The organism is Rossellomorea sp. DUT-2 (assembly GCF_052665285.1).
Genome location: NZ_JBQPEO010000001.1, coordinates 431294 through 449862 on the forward strand (window position 1 = coordinate 431294; position 18569 = coordinate 449862).

Consider the following 18569-nt stretch of genomic DNA (forward strand, 5'->3'; position numbering starts at 1 on the left):
CCTCTTTTTTGATAGATCAGACTTCCATGATAATTGGTAAAATCATAGGACGTCGTTTTGTTTTTTCATATAAGAATGGAGCCAGTGTATCTGTGATTTCATTTTTGATTTCTGACCATTGAGAAGTTCTTCTCTCAAGAACTTTGTTCAGATGTTTAGAAATAAGCGTTTGTGCTTCATTGATAAGGTCACCTGATTCACGCATGTACACAAATCCTCTTGAAATCAGGTCCGGGCCGGAAGCAATCTTGAAATCTTTCATGTCGATGCTTACAACGACGATGACTAAGCCTTCTTCTGAAAGGATACGGCGATCGCGAAGTACGATATTACCGATATCACCTATACCGCTTCCGTCGATATAGACGTTCCCTGAAGGGATTTTCCCAGCTACTTGTGCGGAGTCATTGCTTAATGCAAGAACTTCACCATTGTCCATTATGAAGCAGTTTTCAGGCTGTACTCCACAATCTACACCAAGCTGAGCGTGCATCTTCTGCATGCGGAATTCACCATGTATCGGCATAAAGAAGGTTGGATTCATCAGGCGGAGCATTAACTTCATTTCTTGTTGTCCACCATGACCAGAAGTATGGATATCACTTAATGGTCCATGAATGACTTCTGCTCCAGCACGATATAATAGGTTGATTGTGCGATTTACACTGATCGTATTTCCAGGGATCGGTGAAGACGAGAATACTACGGTATCCCCAGGCTGGATCTGGATCTGACGGTGAGTGCCGTTTGCGATTCTTGATAATGCAGCCATTGGTTCACCTTGAGAACCTGTACATAATATCGCGACTTCATTCGCAGGTAATCGATTTATTTGGTTATGTTCAATGAATGTATCTTTAGGGGCGTTAATGTACCCTAATTCTTGACCGATTGTAATGGCCGCTTCCATGCTTCTTCCGAAAACAGCGACTTTTCTATTATGAAAGACAGCCGCTTCCACCACTTGTTGAAGACGGTGAATATTAGATGCGAAAGTAGCGAATATTACTCGACCGTCCACTTTGCGGAAAATGTCATTGATGCTTTCTCCGACTTTACGTTCCGACATTGTGAAGTTTGGAACTTCAGCGTTCGTACTATCAGATAGAAGACAAAGTACGCCTTCTTTTCCGATTTCAGCCATTTTGGTTAAGTTCGCGGGCTCACCAACCGGCGTGAAATCAAATTTAAAGTCACCTGTGTGTACAACATTACCAGGTGGTGTTTTCACAACAATTCCGTATGAATCCGGAATACTGTGAGTCGTTCTGAAGAAGGTTACGGACGTCTTGCGGAATTTAATGATGTCATCTTCTTGAATGACATTTAGTTTCGCATTTCTTAATAGACCGTGCTCTTCAAGCTTGTTTTTAATAAGTCCCAGTGCGAGCTTCCCGCCGTATATCGGGATGTTTAATTCGCGCAGTAAATAGGGGATTCCACCAATATGGTCTTCGTGTCCGTGTGTCACGAAAAGGCCTTTGATTTTATCCGCATTCTTCACCAGGTACGTATAGTCCGGGATTACGTAATCGATACCGAGAAGTTCGTCTTCAGGGAACTTGATTCCCGCATCGATCAGGATGATTTCGTCTTGAAATTGTACGCCGTATGTGTTTTTACCGATTTCACCTAAACCGCCAAGGGCAAATACTGCGGTTTGGTCATTCTTGACAAATTTCATGGATTATTGCTCCAACTCAAAAGAATGGTGGTTTTCTTCATACTCTAAAAAAGCGCCCTCTAGCTTTTGTACGAATTCAATGTTATACGGTTTGTCTTTTAATTTCAGACGTACTTCACGTTCTGAATCTGCTTCCATGTAAAGAGATTGAGTGCATTCGCGAACAGGCACTTCTGCTTTACTTTCTTGATAAAATACTTTAAAAATCATGTCTTTTCTCTCTCCTTATCCGTTTTCAAAAAATCTAACTTTCATCTATGATAAAAAAGTTATCAACTAACATAACATAAGCGGCGTCTAGGCACCTATAGGCATAATACCAGTCTCTCCGCTGGAGGGAAATGGCAAGACGAATAGGGCATGACGCTGGAGCTGGACATTAGAGGGCTAGCTTCCCTGCTAATAGGTATAGATATACCATAATGGTATGAACAGTTACTATGTTCATATATGGCTCATTTACGCCCTGTGGTAAAAAAACGATTGATCCATGAATCATTTCCTTAACACAGGGCGACCTTTCGATATGAACGAAAGGCGAGTGGAATGTATCCTTCACGAGATTTCACCATAGCCTACCGTCCTCACTCTAACTCTTCTAAATGACCCTATCATTTGAGAAGGGACGAATCATCTTGTTTATGTATGCTATAAATTATAAAGGATTCTTTCGTGTAAATAAAGTTTTTGCGTGAATCCTTCATTAAAACATTACAAAAATAGAGAAGAGGGACTGAACCAATGGAGACGAAAAAGCTCACTAGTGGCATCAGTCCCTTATTATTAGTGTAAACGTATGACAGTATAGCCGAATTGCATGTATTTTAGTAGTGTGGCTGCTTAAGTTCGTCCGGCAGCATGAAATACTATGCAATCGTTTTTTTTCTAAGCAATTCTTTCCACTGTTTTAAAAGCTTCTTTCTGAGCTTTTTTAACATGGTGGATCACTCCTTATCAATAGTTTACCGAGATTTTCCTTTGAAGTAAAGGAAAGATAATACCGAAGTCTCTGTTGTCTTACTTATATTGTACGGAATTTATTGAATCTCTTACATGGTTAAGTTTGGTAATAGGAAGCGTCTATGCTCATTCATTGACATTTATGCCGCAAAGGATTACCTTAAACAACGGGTAAAACAGATGATCGATTACGTATGAAAAGGAGATCAAATATGTCTAAAATAGTTTTCTTCGATATAGATGGTACACTGCTTGACCACGATAAGAAGCTGCCTCAGGCAACGAAAGAAGCCATCCAAACCTTACAATCCAACGGTACTTATGTAGCCATTGCAACTGGCAGGGCTCCATTCATGTATGAGAGCCTGAGGGAAGAATTAGGAATCGAGTCCTTTGTTTCCTTTAATGGGCAGTATGTGGTTTTTGAAAATGAGGTAATCTACACAAACCCATTAAAAATCGAAAAGTTAGAAGAGTTACTCGAAGATGCGTATACAAATGAGCATCCGGTGGTTCACTTGAACCATGAAACGATGAAGTCAAATCAAAAACACCATGAATATATTGAAGAGAGTATGAGAAGTTTAAAATTTCCACATCCCGATTATGCTCCTGAATTTTATAAAGGGAAAGATATTTATCAATCCTTGTTGTTTTGTACTAAAGAAGAAGAAAGCTTTTATCGGGAGAAATACAATGATTTCACGTTCATTCGCTGGCATCAGTACTCAATGGATATCCTGCCAAAAGGTGGATCGAAAGCAGAAGGCATAAAAAAGATGATCGCGAAGCTCGGTTTTAAAATGGAAGATGTATTTGCGTTTGGAGACGGATTAAATGATATTGAAATGATTCAATCCGTCGGTACCGGTGTTGCCATGGGGAATGCCGTGCAAGAAGTACAAAAACATGCAGATTTGATTACGAAACACGTCGATGACGATGGAATATATCATGGTTTGAAGGAACTTGAATTAATATAATGAATAACAAAAAAGACTTCTTCTGAAAATGGGAAGAAGTCTTTTTATATTATCTTTCTATGGCAATCGCATCCGGGATCGGCTCGAAAGGATTATTCGGATTGATATGGTCGTAGAACATGATCCCATTCAAATGATCGATTTCGTGTTGGAACACGATGGATGGGAGTCCCTTTAAACGCAGCTTCACTTCGTTTCCATCAACATCCCACCCTTTTACCGTCACTCTGGCATAACGGGGAACAAATCCGGGGACATTTCTGTCTACTGACAAGCATCCTTCACCTGATGTTAAATAAGCTTTCTCGATTGAGTGACTGATAATCTTCGGGTTAAATAAAGCATAGCTGTATAGTTTACCTTGATTGTCTGTCACATTCACAGCTAACATCCGCTTAGAAATATTGATTTGAGGTGCAGCAAGACCAATCCCGGGTCTAAGCCCATACTTATTTGCCGTTTCAGGATTTTGGCTGTTTACTACATACTCTAACAAGCTTCTTAATGTTTCCTGATCTTCTTGTGAAGGCGGGATAGCTACTTCCTTTGCCACCATTGTTAATGTAGGGTGACCTTCACGGATGATGTCATTCATCGTAATCATTGATTTTCCTCCTCGGGTACGGTAGAGATAAGAATGAAAAGGCGTAACATGTCTTTAAAGAACACTTACAGACAGGGCCGGATGATCAATCACTTCTCTACTTTATTCATTAAAATTATCTATTATGTATGATAATAGTCTATCATTTTACTCCGGAAAAGTTAATGAATGAGATTTATTATAAGGTGGAATACTCGCCGGGTAAATGACATATTCATTTTAATAGGAAGAATAGTCTAATCGACATTTTTTTCCACAGTTGTAAATCCCTATTGTCAAATGTTGTAGACATAGATATAGTAGAAGGTGGTAAATAGTTAAGGGGGATCTAGTTGTGTCGAAATTTCGTTTTGCTTTCATTTTAGGAGCCGCTATCTTTGTACTAATGGGCTGTGTCGGTGGTTCTTCACCCGAAGAGAATATGTATAACGTTCTTGAAGAAACAGTATCTAAAGAAGGTCAATATGTTGAAGTTCAAAAACCTCTTCAAGAATTAGAAGAAAAAGAAAAAGAGATTTATACTAAGATTATGGATCTTGGGATGAAAGAGTTTGACCAAATTGTAAAGCTTTCCGATGAAGCTCTGGACAACATCAAAAAAAGAAAAGAATTCATCGATCAAGAACGTACGTCCATGAGTGAAGCAGAGGAAGAGTTTGCGAAAGCAGACGAATATGTTGATAAGTTAGAAAGCCAAGACCTTAAAAAGGAAGCAGAAAAGCTGAAAAAAACGATGGAAGAGCGTTATCAGCTTCATGAAAAGCTAACATCTTCTTATCTGGATGTGCTGTCTCTGGATAAAGAACTTTATAATATGTTCAAAAAGAAAGAACTTACAATGGAAGAGCTTGAGAAACAAATTTCCTCTATTAATGACCAATATGGAAAAATAGTGAATTATAATGAGGACTATAATAAAAAGACAGAAGAATTCAATAATCTGAAACAAAAATTTTATTCAAGCGCCGGGCTTGATGTGAAAGATTCAGAATAAAGGATGATAAAAAGTGATGGACGAGGAAAATTTCCTCGTCCATCACTTTTTTTGTCTTTGGAGGCTACAATAATGATCTACATTCCTAATAGGTCACAAGATCATCATGGAAGATAGGAGATTGGGGGCATCCTTACTCTATAACAGATGAAGTTGTCTTAGTTGTTTATATATAACAGGGTTTGAATGAGTATTGATACAGTTTTGAAAAGAATTGGTAGAACTAATTTTCGGGTTCAATTGGAAACAAGAATTTATAATACTTTGTCGTTGACTTCCTGAATTTCAATATTGTAAACTAGTAAAGGTATTCATGGATTGTATTAGTCATTGTGAAAATATGACTGATACAGATAAGCTCGAATTTAATTTCGGGTTTTCTTTCTTGGTATTTGTGGAAAACTAGTAATAGTGTGTGTATCCACAAGTATTGTAGTAGGTCATACTGAATTTGGGTAATCTAAACTTTGTATGTAAAAAACCAAAATAAATGTATAAAGAAAGGATAGGTGACTTCGATGGCTTCTAAATCAAAGAAGGCACAATTCGATGCAGTTAAGACGCTCGAACAAATTGAAGACAAGTTTGAAATGTTCCAAATTTTGAACGAAGAAGGCGAAGTAGTAAACGAAGACGCAATGCCGGAGATCTCTGATGAGGATCTGCAGGAATTAATGCGTCGTATGGTTTATACTCGTATTCTTGATCAAAGATCAATCTCCCTGAACCGTCAAGGACGTTTAGGTTTCTACGCACCAACAGCTGGACAGGAGGCATCACAAATTGCTTCTCACTTTGCTTTGGAGAAGGAAGATTGGATCCTGCCTGGATATCGTGATGTTCCACAAATCGTTTGGCATGGTCTTCCTTTAGCTCAAGCATTCTTATTCTCACGTGGACACTTTAAAGGGAATCAGCCTCCAGAAGGAGTGAATGTATTATCACCTCAAATCATCATCGGTGCTCAATACATCCAAACTGCCGGGGTGGCATTAGGTCTTAAGAAACGTGGTAAGAAAGCTGTTGCCGTTACATATACAGGCGACGGTGGATCTTCACAAGGTGATTTCTACGAAGGAATCAACTTTGCAGGTGCGTACGCAGCTCCAGCGATTTTCGTTGTTCAAAACAACCAGTTCGCAATCTCAACACCGCGTGATAAACAAACAGCCGGCCGTACAATTGCTCAAAAAGCAGTTGCTGCTGGTATCCCTGGTATATTAGTGGATGGAATGGATCCATTAGCCGTGTATTCAGCTACATTAGAGGCTCGTAATCGTGCTGTGAATGGTGAAGGTCCTTCATTGATCGAAACACTTTGCTACCGTTATGGACCACATACAATGGCCGGTGATGATCCAACTCGTTACCGTACTTCAGAAATGGATACAGACTGGGAAAAGAAAGATCCATTGGTGCGTTTCCGTAAATTCCTGGAAGGTAAAGGATTATGGAGTGAAGAGAAAGAAAACGAAGTGATCGAAGAAGCGAAAGAAGATATCAAACAAGCTATTAAAGAAGCAGATGGAACTCCTAAACAAAAAGTTACTGATTTCATTAACAATATGTATGAAGAGCTTCCTTACAACTTGAAAGAACAATTAGAAATCTACAAAGAAAAGGAGTCGAAATAAGCCATGGCGCAAATGACAATGATTCAAGCGATCACTGATGCACTGCGCACAGAGCTACGCAACAACGAAGACGTTTTAGTTTTTGGTGAGGACGTAGGTTTAAACGGTGGTGTATTCCGTGCAACGGAAGGACTTCAGAAAGAATTCGGTGAAGACCGTGTATTCGATACTCCACTAGCAGAATCAGGAATCGGTGGTTTAGCAATCGGTTTAGCATTAGAAGGGTACCGTCCAGTACCGGAAATCCAATTCTTCGGTTTCGTATATGAAGTAATGGATTCAGTAAGTGGACAAATGGCACGTATGCGTTACCGTTCAGGTGGAACGTATACTTCTCCAATCACAATCCGTTCCCCATTCGGTGGTGGAGTACATACTCCGGAACTTCATGCGGACAGCTTGGAAGGATTGATGGCTCAGCAACCAGGTCTGAAAGTTGTTATTCCATCAACACCTTACGACGCTAAAGGTTTATTAATTTCATCCATTCGAGATAATGACCCTGTCATTTTCTTAGAACATATGAAATTATACCGTTCATTCCGTCAAGAGGTTCCAGAAGAGGAGTACACGATCGAACTTGGTAAAGCCGAGGTGAAACGTGAAGGTACAGACCTTTCCATCATCACTTACGGAGCTATGGTACACGAATCATTAAAAGCGGCTGAAGAGCTTGAAAAAGAAGGCCATTCAGTTGAAGTAATCGATTTACGTACAGTCAGCCCACTGGATATCGATACAATCATGGCATCTGTTGAAAAAACGAATCGTGCCATTGTTGTTCAAGAGGCTCAAAAACAAGCCGGTATTGCAGCGAACGTTGTTGCTGAGATCAATGACCGTGCAATTCTTAGCCTCGAAGCCCCGGTACTTCGTGTAGCGGCGCCTGATACAGTGTACTCTTTCTCCCAAGCGGAGCCAATCTGGTTACCAAACCACAAAGATGTTCTTGAAACGGCGAAAAAAGTACTTAACTTTTAATGGGTAAGGAGTATTTAAGCTCCTCCTTAATATTCAAATGAAAACAGAAGGGCATTCCACCCTTCTCTTTTCCAATTATAGATATAAGAAAATTAGACAGAGATAATGTTTACATTCATCTATTTTTAATCATTATTCAATACAGGAGGTAGAATCCATGTCATTCGAATTCAAATTACCAGACATTGGTGAAGGTATTCATGAAGGTGAAATCGTAAAATGGTTTGTTAAGCCTGGCGATAAAGTTGAAGAAGACGATGTACTATGTGAAGTCCAAAATGATAAAGCAGTAGTAGAAATTCCATCTCCGGTAGCAGGAACAGTTGAAGAACTTCTTGTTGACGAAGGTACTGTAGCAGTTGTAGGTGATACACTGATTAAGTTCGATGCTCCTGGTTACGAAGATCTTCAGTTCAAAGGAGACGATGGAGAGAAGAAAGAAGCTCCTAAAGCTGACGAGAAAACAGAAGGTCAAGTTCAAGGTACCGCAGAACAGGGCGGGGATGTTAAGAAAGAAGCGTCACCAGAAGCTGCCGAAGAGAAATCTGAAGGTGTAAATCAAAAGGCTGACGCTGAAGTTGATCCTAATAAGCGTGTCATCGCTATGCCTTCCGTTCGTAAATATGCGAGAGAAAACGGTGTGGAAATTCGCCAAGTATCAGGTTCAGGTAAAAACGGACGTGTCGTTAAAGAAGATATCGATGCTTTCTTAAGCGGAGATTCTAAGCCGGCTGAAACTGTTGAAAAATCGAAAACAGAAGAAAAAGCACCAGAAGCTGATTCTAAAGCGGCTGCACCAAAAGCTCCAGAGGGTGAATATCCTGAAACTCGTGAGAAAATGAGTGGTATGCGTAAAGCAATTGCCAAAGCAATGGTGAATTCTAAACATACGGCTCCTCACGTAACATTAATGGACGAAATCGATGTAACGAAACTTTGGGCTCACCGTAAGAAGTTCAAAGAAGTTGCAGCTGAAAAAGGTGTGAAATTAACGTTCTTACCTTACATCGTTAAAGCATTAACAAGTGCCTTACGTGAATACCCTGCACTAAACACATCCATTGATGATTCGACGAGCGAAATCGTTCAAAAACATTATTACAACATTGGTATCGCTGCAGATACTGACAAAGGTCTATTAGTACCTGTTGTGAAGAATGCTGATCGTAAATCTATGTTCTCAATTTCAAATGAAATTAACGAACTAGCTGGAAAAGCTCGTGATGGTAAACTTTCTGGTGATGAAATGAAAGGTGCTTCATGCACAATCACTAATATTGGTTCTGCCGGTGGACAATGGTTTACTCCGGTCATCAACCACCCAGAGGTTGCGATTCTTGGAGTTGGACGTATTGCAGAAAAACCTGTAGTTAAAAATGGTGAAATTGTAGCAGCACCTGTGTTAGCATTATCATTGAGCTTCGATCACCGTATGATCGACGGAGCTACTGCTCAACATGCACTTAACCATATCAAGCGTTTGTTGAACGATCCAGAATTATTATTAATGGAGGCGTAATACAATGGTAGTAGGAGATTTCCCAATTGAAACAGATACGATAGTAGTCGGTTCAGGTCCTGGAGGATATGTAGCTGCAATCCGTGCAGCACAACTGGGACAAAAAGTAACAATCATTGAAAAAGAAAATTTAGGTGGAGTATGCTTAAACGTTGGTTGTATCCCATCTAAAGCTTTGATCACAGCGGGTCACCGTTTTCACAATGCTCAACATTCTGATGACATGGGTATTATTGCTGAAAACGTAAAAGTGAACTTTGATAAGGTTCAAGAGTGGAAAGCTGGCGTTGTTAAGAAATTAACTGGCGGTGTTGAAGGTCTTCTTAAAGGAAACAAAGCAGAAATCGTTCGTGGTGAAGCTTATCTTGTAGACGCTAATACACTTCGTGTGATGGATGATAACTCTGCCCAAACATACAAGTTCAACAACTTGATCCTTGCAACAGGTTCACGCCCAATTGAAATCCCAAGCTTCAAGTTCTCAAAACGCGTACTTGATTCTACAGGTGCTCTTGCATTAGAAGAGATCCCAAGCAAGCTTGTTGTAATCGGTGGAGGTTACATCGGAACTGAGCTTGGAACTGCTTACGCAAATCTTGGATCAGAAGTAACAATTTTAGAAGGTGCTGACGATATTCTTAGCGGATTCGAAAAGCAAATGACAGCAATTGTGAAAAAAGATCTTAAGAAAAAAGGCGTAGAGGTTGTTACCAAGGCCATGGCTAAAGGCGTTGAAGAAAGTGACAGCGGCGTTGTCGTTAAATATGAAGTAAAAGGCGAAGAAAAATCTGTTGAAGCTGATTACGTTCTAGTAACGGTAGGTCGTCGCCCGAATACGGATGAAATCGGTCTTGAAGAAGTAGGAATCGAGATGACGGACCGCGGAGTTGTCAAAATTGATAAGCAGTGCCGCACGAACATCCCGAACATCTTCGCGATCGGTGACATCGTAGATGGACCACCACTTGCTCACAAAGCTTCTTACGAAGGTAAAATTGCTGCTGAAGTCATCTCTGGTGAACCAGCAGAAATCGACTACCTTGGTATTCCAGCTGTGTGCTTCACAGATCCGGAATTAGCTACAGTAGGTTATTCTGAAGCTCAAGCGAAAGAAGAAGGCATCGAAGTAATCGCTGCTAAATTCCCATTCGCGGCTAATGGCCGTGCATTGGCACTTAATGCTACAGATGGATTCATGAAGCTTATAACTCGTAAAGAAGACGGTTTAATTATCGGAGCACAAATTGTTGGTGCAGGAGCATCAGATATGATTGCTGAACTTGGACTTGCTATTGAATCCGGTATGACAGCTGAAGACGTTGCAATGACTATTCATGCTCACCCAACACTAGGTGAGATTTCCATGGAAGCAGCAGAAGTTGCTATGGGAAGCCCGATTCACATTGTAAAATAATATAAGTTAATTAAGGAGTATCCCGGTTTGCCGGGATACTCCTTTTACTATTTGGTGCTATTAAAAAAGGGATTGAAGCGTTTTTTGCTTCAATCCCTTTTTTTCACGAAGTTATTGATCCCAACTTTCGATTGCGCTTGAAACGGGTATTATTATGTCTTCTTTAGTAATATCGCCTTCCACTTTACATATGATCTGATTGTTTTCTACCACAACGATTGCTGGTGAAGTCGGGGGAGAATCTGCTATTTTATTGGGTGCTTCGTTATTAAGGCTCACTACCTTTAATCGTTTAAGGCTATCAGGGTACTGTTTTTTCAGTTCAATGATTGCATCGTAGTAGGGTATTTCTTTAGAAACGTTTCGTTCATCGGTAAAAAAGATAACCTGTTTTTCTATAAACTGATCTTCTGCTAAAACAACTTTGTTGGAAGAAATATAATCACATGAAGTCAAAAACAACATAGTGGAAATGATTAGTATTGCTAAAGCGAGTATATGTTTCATACAACATCCTCTTTTCTTAAACGATGCTATGAACTTTGGATTTGTAAATAAATGACTTTTGAACCGTTCTTACGTCACATTTTATCATAAGGAAAATCATTAAAGGGTCAAGTCATTGAAATGTTACATAATTGAAAAGACATACATAATGAAAGTAATCTTAAAAGAATATACTATAATAATACGATGATCGAAGGCTGCTCCTTGCGTTTATCAAATAATCTTTAGGTTTCAATCCATGAATAGGGGTAAATAAAAAGAAGGAAGTTTAAAATAAATCATTTAAAGGATGTAATGAACATGAAATCGTATATTGCTTTTTTGGTACAAATGATTTTATGGAGTGTTTTTTATATAGCTGAATGGATGTCCGATAAGGATCATTTAGAATATAAGTGGATCATGTTTGTTATATTTTTTTACTTGGCGTTTATTGCTGCGAAGAAAATCGTTCAGTCAAGAAAGCTGACCTTGTTTATTACGTCGTTCAGTTTAACATGCTTTTTTGCCTTCAAAGTAGTATTTGAAAATATACTGGAAATATTTTAATTCTTTCCCAGATTCGCTTAAGAATATGTTAAAATATTCAAAGTGAATACGGAAAGGTGATAGACATGAAAAAGATTTTAGCAACTGGATTAACTCTACTACTATTAACAGGATGCTCGAGTGAATCAACTACCACAAATGAAGAAGCCAAGAAGCCTGAGCAGACTGAAGTGGATAAAGAGAACAAGAAGACAAGTGAGGGTACCGCTTCACCAAAAAATGATACTGAGCAAGAAGAAACATCTGAGCCATCAGAAGAGGTAGTTCAATCAAAGGATTATAAGATCAATGAAAACAATTGGAGCATTAATCCTATAGGTGATGCAAATCCAAAAGTGGTCCTCCTTACGATCGATGATGCACCGGATCAACATGCCTTACAGATGGCAAATGATCTCAAAGCACTGAATGCTCCGGCTATCTTCTTTGTTAATGGTCATTTTCTTGATACACCAGAAGAAAAAGAGACTTTAAAAAAGATTCATGATATGGGATTTGCGATTGGTAATCACACATTTAGTCACAGCAGTCTGAAAGAAATCTCTCCTGAAAAACAAAAAGAAGAAATTGTGTCACTGAATGATCTTATTGAATCCATCATTGGGGAACGACCTAAGTTCTTCAGGGCTCCATTTGGTCAGAATACTGACTATAGCCGACAAATTGCAGCAGAAGAAAAGATGTCACTAATGAACTGGACATACGGATATGATTGGGAAAAGCAATATCAGAACAAAGAAGCAATCACCGATATTATGGTTAACAGCCCTTACCTGAATGATGGGGCAAACCTGCTCATGCATGATCGCACGTGGACGAGCGAGGGTTTATCCGATATTGTAAAGGGCCTGCGGGATAAGGGGTATGAAACCTTGGATCCAAATAGAATAAAGACCGCTGAATAATGCTAGTAAGCTGCGTGAAAGAAGCCTTCTTTCGCGCAGTTTTTTTATTTGTTCTTCCCCATCCAAAGACTGTTGAGCAAAAAAATCAATTAAAAATCAGGTATGTTAACGAAAACACTTACATATAGTTTAATGTTTAATAGTATGATTGATTAAGAGGATAAAAAGTTAAATATGTTATACAAATTAGGCTTGATATTTTAAATGTGTTATATTATTATAGAAGCAGATAAGATAAAGCGTTTACAAAAAACAACGTGAAGGAGAGGAAAAAAGATGGGAACAATTGTATGTCAATCATGCCTTAACACTATCGATCACTATGAGGATGAGAAGGTTTCTGTTTTATTCTCTAACTGCTGTGATTGCAACGACGATAAAGAATTAGACGACTGATACCTGCCAAGGGGAGCGGGGAGTGAAAGTGTCTTAAAGGGGTTCTTATAAATAAAAGGATGAAGAAGGGTGGGGCCTTCTTCATCCTTTTTTTGTTACCTGATCGCTCTATGCTCTTTTATGACTCTCAAGTGACGCAAATCATAATCTTCAGGTCCCTGTACAGGAAGACCTGCTTCTATATTGGTTTTAATATAGTTGATGTTTTCCTGTGTGATGATCTCACCAGGAATGAAAATCGGAATTCCCGGAGGATAAACCATAATGAATTCAGCGATTGTCCTCCCGACGGATTCATCAATCGGAATGACCTCGGTATCTGCGTAAAAAGCATCCCGGGGAGTAATGGAGAGAACAGGTATATCAGGGAGCATGACTTTAACAGGTATCATTTCTCCCTGTTTCTTGAGACTCGTCACAAGCTCTTTTAAAGCCATGACCAACTGATTTCCCTCAACCTCGGTGTCACCAGGAGTGATGATGCAAAGGATGTTATAAAGATCAGACATCTCAACCTCAATGTTATGAGCTTCCCGCAGCCACTTCTCAGCATCAAATCCACTGATCCCTAAATCTTTCACGGACACAATCAACTTTGTTGGATCATAGGCATAGGTGGCTTTCGTTCCAAGGATCTCTTTTCCTACACAGTATAAACCGTCAATTTCGTTGATCTGTCTTCTCATATCCTGTGACAGTTCAATCGTCTTGGTGATGAGCTCACGACCTTCGGTGGCCAGACGTTTTCTGGCAACATCGAGGGAAGCCAGTAATAAGTAGGAAGTTGAAGTGGTCGTCAGCATACTTAAAATCGTTTGTACCCGTTTCGATGAAACAAGTCCTTCTTTCATATTAAGGACAGAGCTCTGAGTCATAGAGCCGCCAAGTTTGTGTACGCTGGTAGCCGCTAAATCTGCACCCGCCTGCATTGCTGAAAGGGGGAGCTCGTCATGGAAATGTATATGAACGCCATGAGCTTCATCCACAAGTACTGGAACATTATACGAGTGAGCGATTTCTACAATCTTTTTGAGATCTGCAGAAATTCCGAAATAAGTAGGATTGATGACCAGAACACCTTTGGCATCCGGGTTTTGTTCCAATGCTTTTGCTACTGCATCTGTTGTGATTCCGTGAGAGATACCCAGGTCTTCATCAATATCCGGGTGGATAAAGATCGGAGTGGCTCCTGAGAATACAATGGCAGACATGACGGATTTATGGACGTTCCTGGGTACAATGATCTTGTCTCCAGGGCCACATACACTCATGACCATTGTCATGATGGCACCACTCGTTCCTTGTACAGAGAAGAAGGTATGATCGGCACCAAACGCTTCGGCTGCAAGGTCTTGAGCTTTTTTTATCATCCCCTTAGGCTGATGTAAATCATCTAAAGGACCAATGTTAATCAAATCGATGGAAAGGGCATTTTCTCCAATGAAATCCTTAAACTCAGGATCCATACCTGCACCTTTTTTATGACCGGGAATGTGAAATTGGACAGGGTTTTTTTTACTATGTTCAATTAAGCCGGAAAATAACGGCGTTTCATTCTGAGACAATTCATTCAACACCTCTTTATATTCTTAATAGCAAATTATATAGCCACACTAAAGTTATTATTATATAAGATCTTGCTCATGATTTCATAACTTTTCTCACTATATTTTCAACAAACAAATGAATTATAGCACTTAAGAAAATCTTTGCATAGTGGCATATGGCCATCCATTGTTATTTTGTTTCAATAGCGCATATTTAGGACAAGTATCCAATGGTTTTTGGCTCATTTCCGTTCTCTACCACCGGACGACCTTTCAGCATAGCTGAAAGGCGGGTGAAACGGGTGTTTCGCCCGAATGAGCCAAAATCCATACTACCCATATATATTTTATCGCCATAGATCATACTGCCTTTCAGTCTCTCTTTTTTGTAATACTCCCAATAAGAAAAGGATTTTCCCTCCTTTACCGAGAATAGTTCAGTGAATGGAGGGATTCAATTGAATTGGAATACGAGGGTAACAGAGTTATTAAACATTCAATATCCAATTATACAAGGAGGGCTTGCACATCTGGCGTATGCAGAGCTGGCAGCGGCGGTGTCGAATGCGGGTGGTCTTGGCCAGATCACTGCCATGTCTTTAGACAATCCTGAACAGTTACGAGAAGAAATTCTAAAGGTAAGGTCATTAACAGATAAACCTTTCGGGGTGAACTTTGCCATAGGTCAACATGGACGCCCCTTTAGCGAGTTTGTTGACGTTGCCATTGAAGAGAAGGTGCCGGTCGTTTCCGTTACAGGAGGGAACCCGACTCCCCTGTTTCAGCAACTCCAGGGAATGGACATAGTTAAGCTTGTATTGGTCGCCTCGAAAAGACAGGCAATCAAGGCGGAAGAGCTGGGTGCGGATGCAGTGATGGTTGTTGGTCAAGAAGGAGGAGGTCACCTGGGGAAAGATGATATTGGAACATTCGTCTTGATTCCCGGAGTGGTGGACGCTGTTTCCATTCCGGTCATTGCTTCCGGAGGTGTTGGGGACGGAAGGGGATTGATGGCTGCTCTCAGCTTTGGTGCAGAGGGAGTTGAGATGGGTACGAGATTTATTGCTACAAAGGAATGTGTACATGCTTCTGAAGTTTATAAGCGTACCTTGATTGAAGGGGACGAGAATGGTACAGTAGTCATCAAACGGTCTTTAGGAGCACCGGCAAGGGCCATTTCAAACTCTTGGACCAAACAGATACTGGCTGCTGAAACATCGAACGCTGGCTATGAAGGATTAAAAGCATACATAAGCGGTGAAGCCAATAAACGATACATTTACGATGGGGAAGTAGACGCAGGGTTTGCGTGGGCAGGACAAGTGATGGGGTTGATCAATGACGTCCCATCAGTTAAAAATCTCATTCAACGAATGATCTCTCAAGCAGAGGGCATCCGGAAGAAATGGAATTAACACATCATCATTCAAGGAGTTGTTGTAAACAATGGAATATCAATATCCTTTTGATATAGACTGGTCAACAGAAGAAGTCATCGACGTTATTGCCTTTTTCGAAGCAATCGAGAAAGCTTATGAAAAAGGTGTCTCTAGAGATGACCTTATGAATCGGTATAAGCGTTTTAAAGAAATCGTCCCCGGTAAAGCAGATGAAAAGAGAATATGCAATGAATTTGAAGAATCCAGTGGCTATTCCTCCTATCGTGTGGTAAAGAAGATGAAGGAGCTTCAGGAGTCTGACAAAATTTCAATGAACTAAACGAATAGAACGACTGCCTTTTTTGGCAGTCGTTCTTTCTGCATTTTTCCCAACAGTGATATGGTTTAGTTCATTTTATAAAGGGGTAAAAGTGTTTCAAAGGCACTGTTAACTTCTTGGATGAATTCATCACCATTCAGCTTGACAGCTGTATCCCGGTCCAGATGAAGTCCGCATAGAAGCTCAGCTTTTTTAACATTCTGTACTCTTTCACTTAAAGCGATGAATTCATCTTGTGACATGGAAGAAAAAGGAGTGGCATCCGGCTTTGTATGGTCTCCGGACCAAACAAAGTGACCAGGGATCATTGATCTTATCTTATCTGCATTTTCTTCAACTTTTTTACCGAATTCAACTTTATTTGGGGCTTCATAGATCATAGCGAACCAGATAAAAACATGGGTTTCCCATAAACCTATCTGAAAATGTGGATGCTTTTTATAACCCCGTTTGTTGTTCGCGAACGCAACCCAGGTATCATCAGGAGGGTTAACCGATCGACGTGCATGTTTAGCCACATGGTAAAACATCTCCGTCCCTGTTAATGCGCTTAAAGTGGGTGCGAAATGATCGCCTAAATAATCAAGTTTGGGTCTGATCTGTTCTTGGATGGCAGTCATTCGATCTTCTAACCCATTAATCGTGAAAACTTGGAAATCTTCTTGCGTGAAACCATTAAATTTCATGTTGTATCCTCCTTATAACCACCAATATCTTAACATAATGAGGTACAAGCTTGTAGTGAATTGATTTATCTATGGGTGACTGCACATTTTAGTTACAAGATTGGATGATACTTCATAACATGTAGTAAATATTATCAGAACAATCAGATAAATCGAAAACTCGGAAGGGGTGTATGGCCATGAAACAAGTAATGAACACTTCTAAAAAACGCGATGTCCAGCAGCAAAGAATGAATGTATTAAGACTTGAAATGGATTATGAATTAGCTGTATTGTTCGAAGCAATTCAAATGAAGAATAAAGAAACCCAGACCAAGTCCAAACAGAAACTCATGAGTATTCGGGAAGAACTAATGAAAATGAAGGCCTTATAAAGCTTTAATCCTTTCTAGTGGGTATAAAGTATATTGTCAAAATTCAACTGTTGAACGGCGAGCTCATAGGCATAGAGAGTTCGCTTTTTTGTGGGTATTAATAAAGACCTGTGATTATGATCAGTCTAATACTGCAGTACAAGGTGAATAACTTGAAACAGCCTTTAATTTCCATTAAGCTATTTAGCTAAGGGAGCAGTAGTAAATTATGGCTCTTGTTTAAAGGATGATTATGAGTCGTATTTAATGAAAACGACCATATTAGTAATAAGATTTTCGTTACATAAATTGGAGGCTAATGATCAATGACAAATTGGACGGAATTAGATCACAATGTTAGATCGTGGATACGGGAAGCCGGAGAAAGAATTCGTCAATCATTCAAGACAGAATTGAATATAAAAACGAAGTCTAATCGAAACGATTTGGTAACCGATATGGATGAAGCGACAGAACATTTCTTTACTGAAAATATCCGTAATACGTACCCGGATCATCAAATCCTCGGTGAAGAAGGATATGGCGATGACTTTAAGGAGTTATCAGGTATCACGTGGATAATCGACCCAATCGATGGAACGATGAATTTTGTTCATCAACAGCGAAATTTTGCCATCTCTATCGGCATCTATGATGGAGAAGAAGGTAAATTGGGATACATATATGATGTCGTCCATGATGAGCTATATTTTGCAAATAAAGGACACGGAGCTTATATGAATGATGTGAAGCTGCCGGAGCTTGATCCAGTTCCGGTTCAAGATGCCATTGTAGCATTAAATGCACTGTGGGTGACGGAGAATAAACGGATTGACCGAACAATTCTTGAACCACTCGTGAAGGATGTAAGGGGAACACGGTCCTATGGATCAGCTGCGATTGAATTGGCTTATGTCGCTTCAGGTAGATTGGATGCTTACTTAACAATGCGCCTGGCTCCATGGGATTTTGCAGCTGGGAAAATTATGATTGAAGAGGTTGGGGGAATTGTAACTGATCTTAAGGGGGATCCCCTAGATCCGTTGAATAAAAGCTCGCTGTTTGTAGGAAAGCCCGGACTGCACCAAACCATCTTGACTGACTATCTTGAACGAAACAAATAAAGAAGGGAGA

The 18569-nt window shown here is 39.9% G+C and carries 19 protein-coding genes; 13 read left to right on the forward strand and 6 right to left on the reverse strand.

What is annotated here, in order from left to right:
* Nucleotides 1-16: 16 nt before the first annotated feature.
* Together rnjA and ACOSV2_RS02235 are read right to left on the reverse strand one after the other, a co-directional pair.
* Nucleotides 17-1684, reverse strand: a complete 1668-nt coding sequence (gene rnjA / locus ACOSV2_RS02230; RefSeq protein WP_148968594.1) for a ribonuclease J1 — start codon at nt 1682-1684, stop codon at nt 17-19.
* 3 nt (nt 1685-1687) lie between these two features.
* The gene (locus ACOSV2_RS02235; RefSeq protein ID WP_044337548.1) at nt 1688-1894 is read right to left on the reverse strand and encodes a DNA-dependent RNA polymerase subunit epsilon; all 207 of its coding nucleotides are present in this window, start codon (nt 1892-1894) and stop codon (nt 1688-1690) included.
* Between the two features lie 962 nt (nt 1895-2856).
* On the opposite strand from ACOSV2_RS02235, the gene ACOSV2_RS02240 reads away from it, so the two are divergent.
* Complete coding sequence (locus tag ACOSV2_RS02240; protein WP_428973776.1) at nt 2857-3627, forward strand: Cof-type HAD-IIB family hydrolase; 771 nt, start codon at nt 2857-2859, stop codon at nt 3625-3627.
* Between the two features lie 49 nt (nt 3628-3676).
* Here the strand turns inward: ACOSV2_RS02240 and def are convergent, their stop codons facing one another.
* A complete protein-coding gene (gene def, locus ACOSV2_RS02245) occupies nt 3677-4231 on the reverse strand; it encodes a peptide deformylase (RefSeq protein WP_428973777.1) in 555 nt (184 codons plus the stop codon).
* A gap of 334 nt (nt 4232-4565) precedes the next feature.
* On the opposite strand from def, the gene ACOSV2_RS02250 reads away from it, so the two are divergent.
* The 5 genes from ACOSV2_RS02250 to lpdA all read left to right on the forward strand — a co-directional run bounded on the left by ACOSV2_RS02250 (nt 4566) and on the right by lpdA (nt 10773).
* On the forward strand, nt 4566-5225 hold the full coding sequence (locus tag ACOSV2_RS02250) for a YkyA family protein (RefSeq protein ID WP_428973778.1): 660 nt from the start codon (nt 4566-4568) through the stop codon (nt 5223-5225).
* 518 nt (nt 5226-5743) lie between these two features.
* Nucleotides 5744-6859, forward strand: a complete 1116-nt coding sequence (pdhA, locus tag ACOSV2_RS02255; protein ID WP_044337545.1) for a pyruvate dehydrogenase (acetyl-transferring) E1 component subunit alpha — start codon at nt 5744-5746, stop codon at nt 6857-6859.
* A gap of 3 nt (nt 6860-6862) precedes the next feature.
* Nucleotides 6863-7840: an alpha-ketoacid dehydrogenase subunit beta gene (locus ACOSV2_RS02260; RefSeq protein ID WP_113968371.1), complete on the forward strand. Its 978-nt coding sequence runs from the start codon at nt 6863-6865 to the stop codon at nt 7838-7840.
* Nucleotides 7841-7997: 157 nt separating this feature from the next.
* The gene (locus ACOSV2_RS02265; protein WP_428973779.1) at nt 7998-9359 is read left to right on the forward strand and encodes a dihydrolipoamide acetyltransferase family protein; all 1362 of its coding nucleotides are present in this window, start codon (nt 7998-8000) and stop codon (nt 9357-9359) included.
* A gap of 4 nt (nt 9360-9363) precedes the next feature.
* Complete coding sequence (lpdA, locus tag ACOSV2_RS02270; RefSeq protein WP_428973780.1) at nt 9364-10773, forward strand: dihydrolipoyl dehydrogenase; 1410 nt, start codon at nt 9364-9366, stop codon at nt 10771-10773.
* Between the two features lie 111 nt (nt 10774-10884).
* Here lpdA and ACOSV2_RS02275 read toward each other — a convergent pair whose 3' ends face one another.
* Nucleotides 10885-11280 (reverse strand): hypothetical protein, encoded by a 396-nt coding sequence (locus ACOSV2_RS02275; protein ID WP_428973781.1) that lies wholly within the window; start codon nt 11278-11280, stop codon nt 10885-10887.
* 300 nt (nt 11281-11580) lie between these two features.
* On the opposite strand from ACOSV2_RS02275, the gene ACOSV2_RS02280 reads away from it, so the two are divergent.
* The 3 genes from ACOSV2_RS02280 to ACOSV2_RS02290 all read left to right on the forward strand — a co-directional run bounded on the left by ACOSV2_RS02280 (nt 11581) and on the right by ACOSV2_RS02290 (nt 13130).
* Nucleotides 11581-11829 carry a hypothetical protein gene (locus ACOSV2_RS02280; protein ID WP_397553890.1) on the forward strand — a complete coding sequence of 83 codons (249 nt, stop codon included), beginning with the start codon at nt 11581-11583 and terminating at the stop codon, nt 11827-11829.
* Nucleotides 11830-11894: 65 nt separating this feature from the next.
* Complete coding sequence (locus ACOSV2_RS02285) at nt 11895-12734, forward strand: polysaccharide deacetylase family protein (protein WP_428973782.1); 840 nt, start codon at nt 11895-11897, stop codon at nt 12732-12734.
* Nucleotides 12735-13010: 276 nt separating this feature from the next.
* Nucleotides 13011-13130, forward strand: a complete 120-nt coding sequence (locus tag ACOSV2_RS02290; protein WP_148968604.1) for a GapA-binding peptide SR1P — start codon at nt 13011-13013, stop codon at nt 13128-13130.
* A 95-nt stretch (nt 13131-13225) separates the two neighbouring features.
* On the opposite strand, the gene ACOSV2_RS02295 is transcribed toward ACOSV2_RS02290, so the two are convergent.
* A complete protein-coding gene (locus tag ACOSV2_RS02295) occupies nt 13226-14695 on the reverse strand; it encodes an aminotransferase class I/II-fold pyridoxal phosphate-dependent enzyme (RefSeq protein ID WP_428973783.1) in 1470 nt (489 codons plus the stop codon).
* A gap of 440 nt (nt 14696-15135) precedes the next feature.
* On the opposite strand from ACOSV2_RS02295, the gene ACOSV2_RS02300 reads away from it, so the two are divergent.
* Together ACOSV2_RS02300 and ACOSV2_RS02305 are read left to right on the forward strand one after the other, a co-directional pair.
* A complete protein-coding gene (locus ACOSV2_RS02300) occupies nt 15136-16092 on the forward strand; it encodes an NAD(P)H-dependent flavin oxidoreductase (protein WP_428973784.1) in 957 nt (318 codons plus the stop codon).
* A 31-nt stretch (nt 16093-16123) separates the two neighbouring features.
* Nucleotides 16124-16396 (forward strand): UPF0223 family protein, encoded by a 273-nt coding sequence (locus ACOSV2_RS02305; protein ID WP_113968362.1) that lies wholly within the window; start codon nt 16124-16126, stop codon nt 16394-16396.
* 65 nt (nt 16397-16461) lie between these two features.
* On the opposite strand, the gene ACOSV2_RS02310 is transcribed toward ACOSV2_RS02305, so the two are convergent.
* Nucleotides 16462-17082 carry a YktB family protein gene (locus tag ACOSV2_RS02310; RefSeq protein ID WP_113968361.1) on the reverse strand — a complete coding sequence of 207 codons (621 nt, stop codon included), beginning with the start codon at nt 17080-17082 and terminating at the stop codon, nt 16462-16464.
* 179 nt (nt 17083-17261) lie between these two features.
* Here ACOSV2_RS02310 and ACOSV2_RS02315 point away from each other — a divergent pair, with 179 nt between their 5' ends.
* Both ACOSV2_RS02315 and ACOSV2_RS02320 read left to right on the forward strand, forming a co-directional pair.
* The gene (locus ACOSV2_RS02315; protein WP_113968360.1) at nt 17262-17456 is read left to right on the forward strand and encodes a hypothetical protein; all 195 of its coding nucleotides are present in this window, start codon (nt 17262-17264) and stop codon (nt 17454-17456) included.
* A gap of 305 nt (nt 17457-17761) precedes the next feature.
* Nucleotides 17762-18559 carry an inositol monophosphatase family protein gene (locus tag ACOSV2_RS02320; RefSeq protein ID WP_428973785.1) on the forward strand — a complete coding sequence of 266 codons (798 nt, stop codon included), beginning with the start codon at nt 17762-17764 and terminating at the stop codon, nt 18557-18559.
* Nucleotides 18560-18569: the final 10 nt, after the last annotated feature.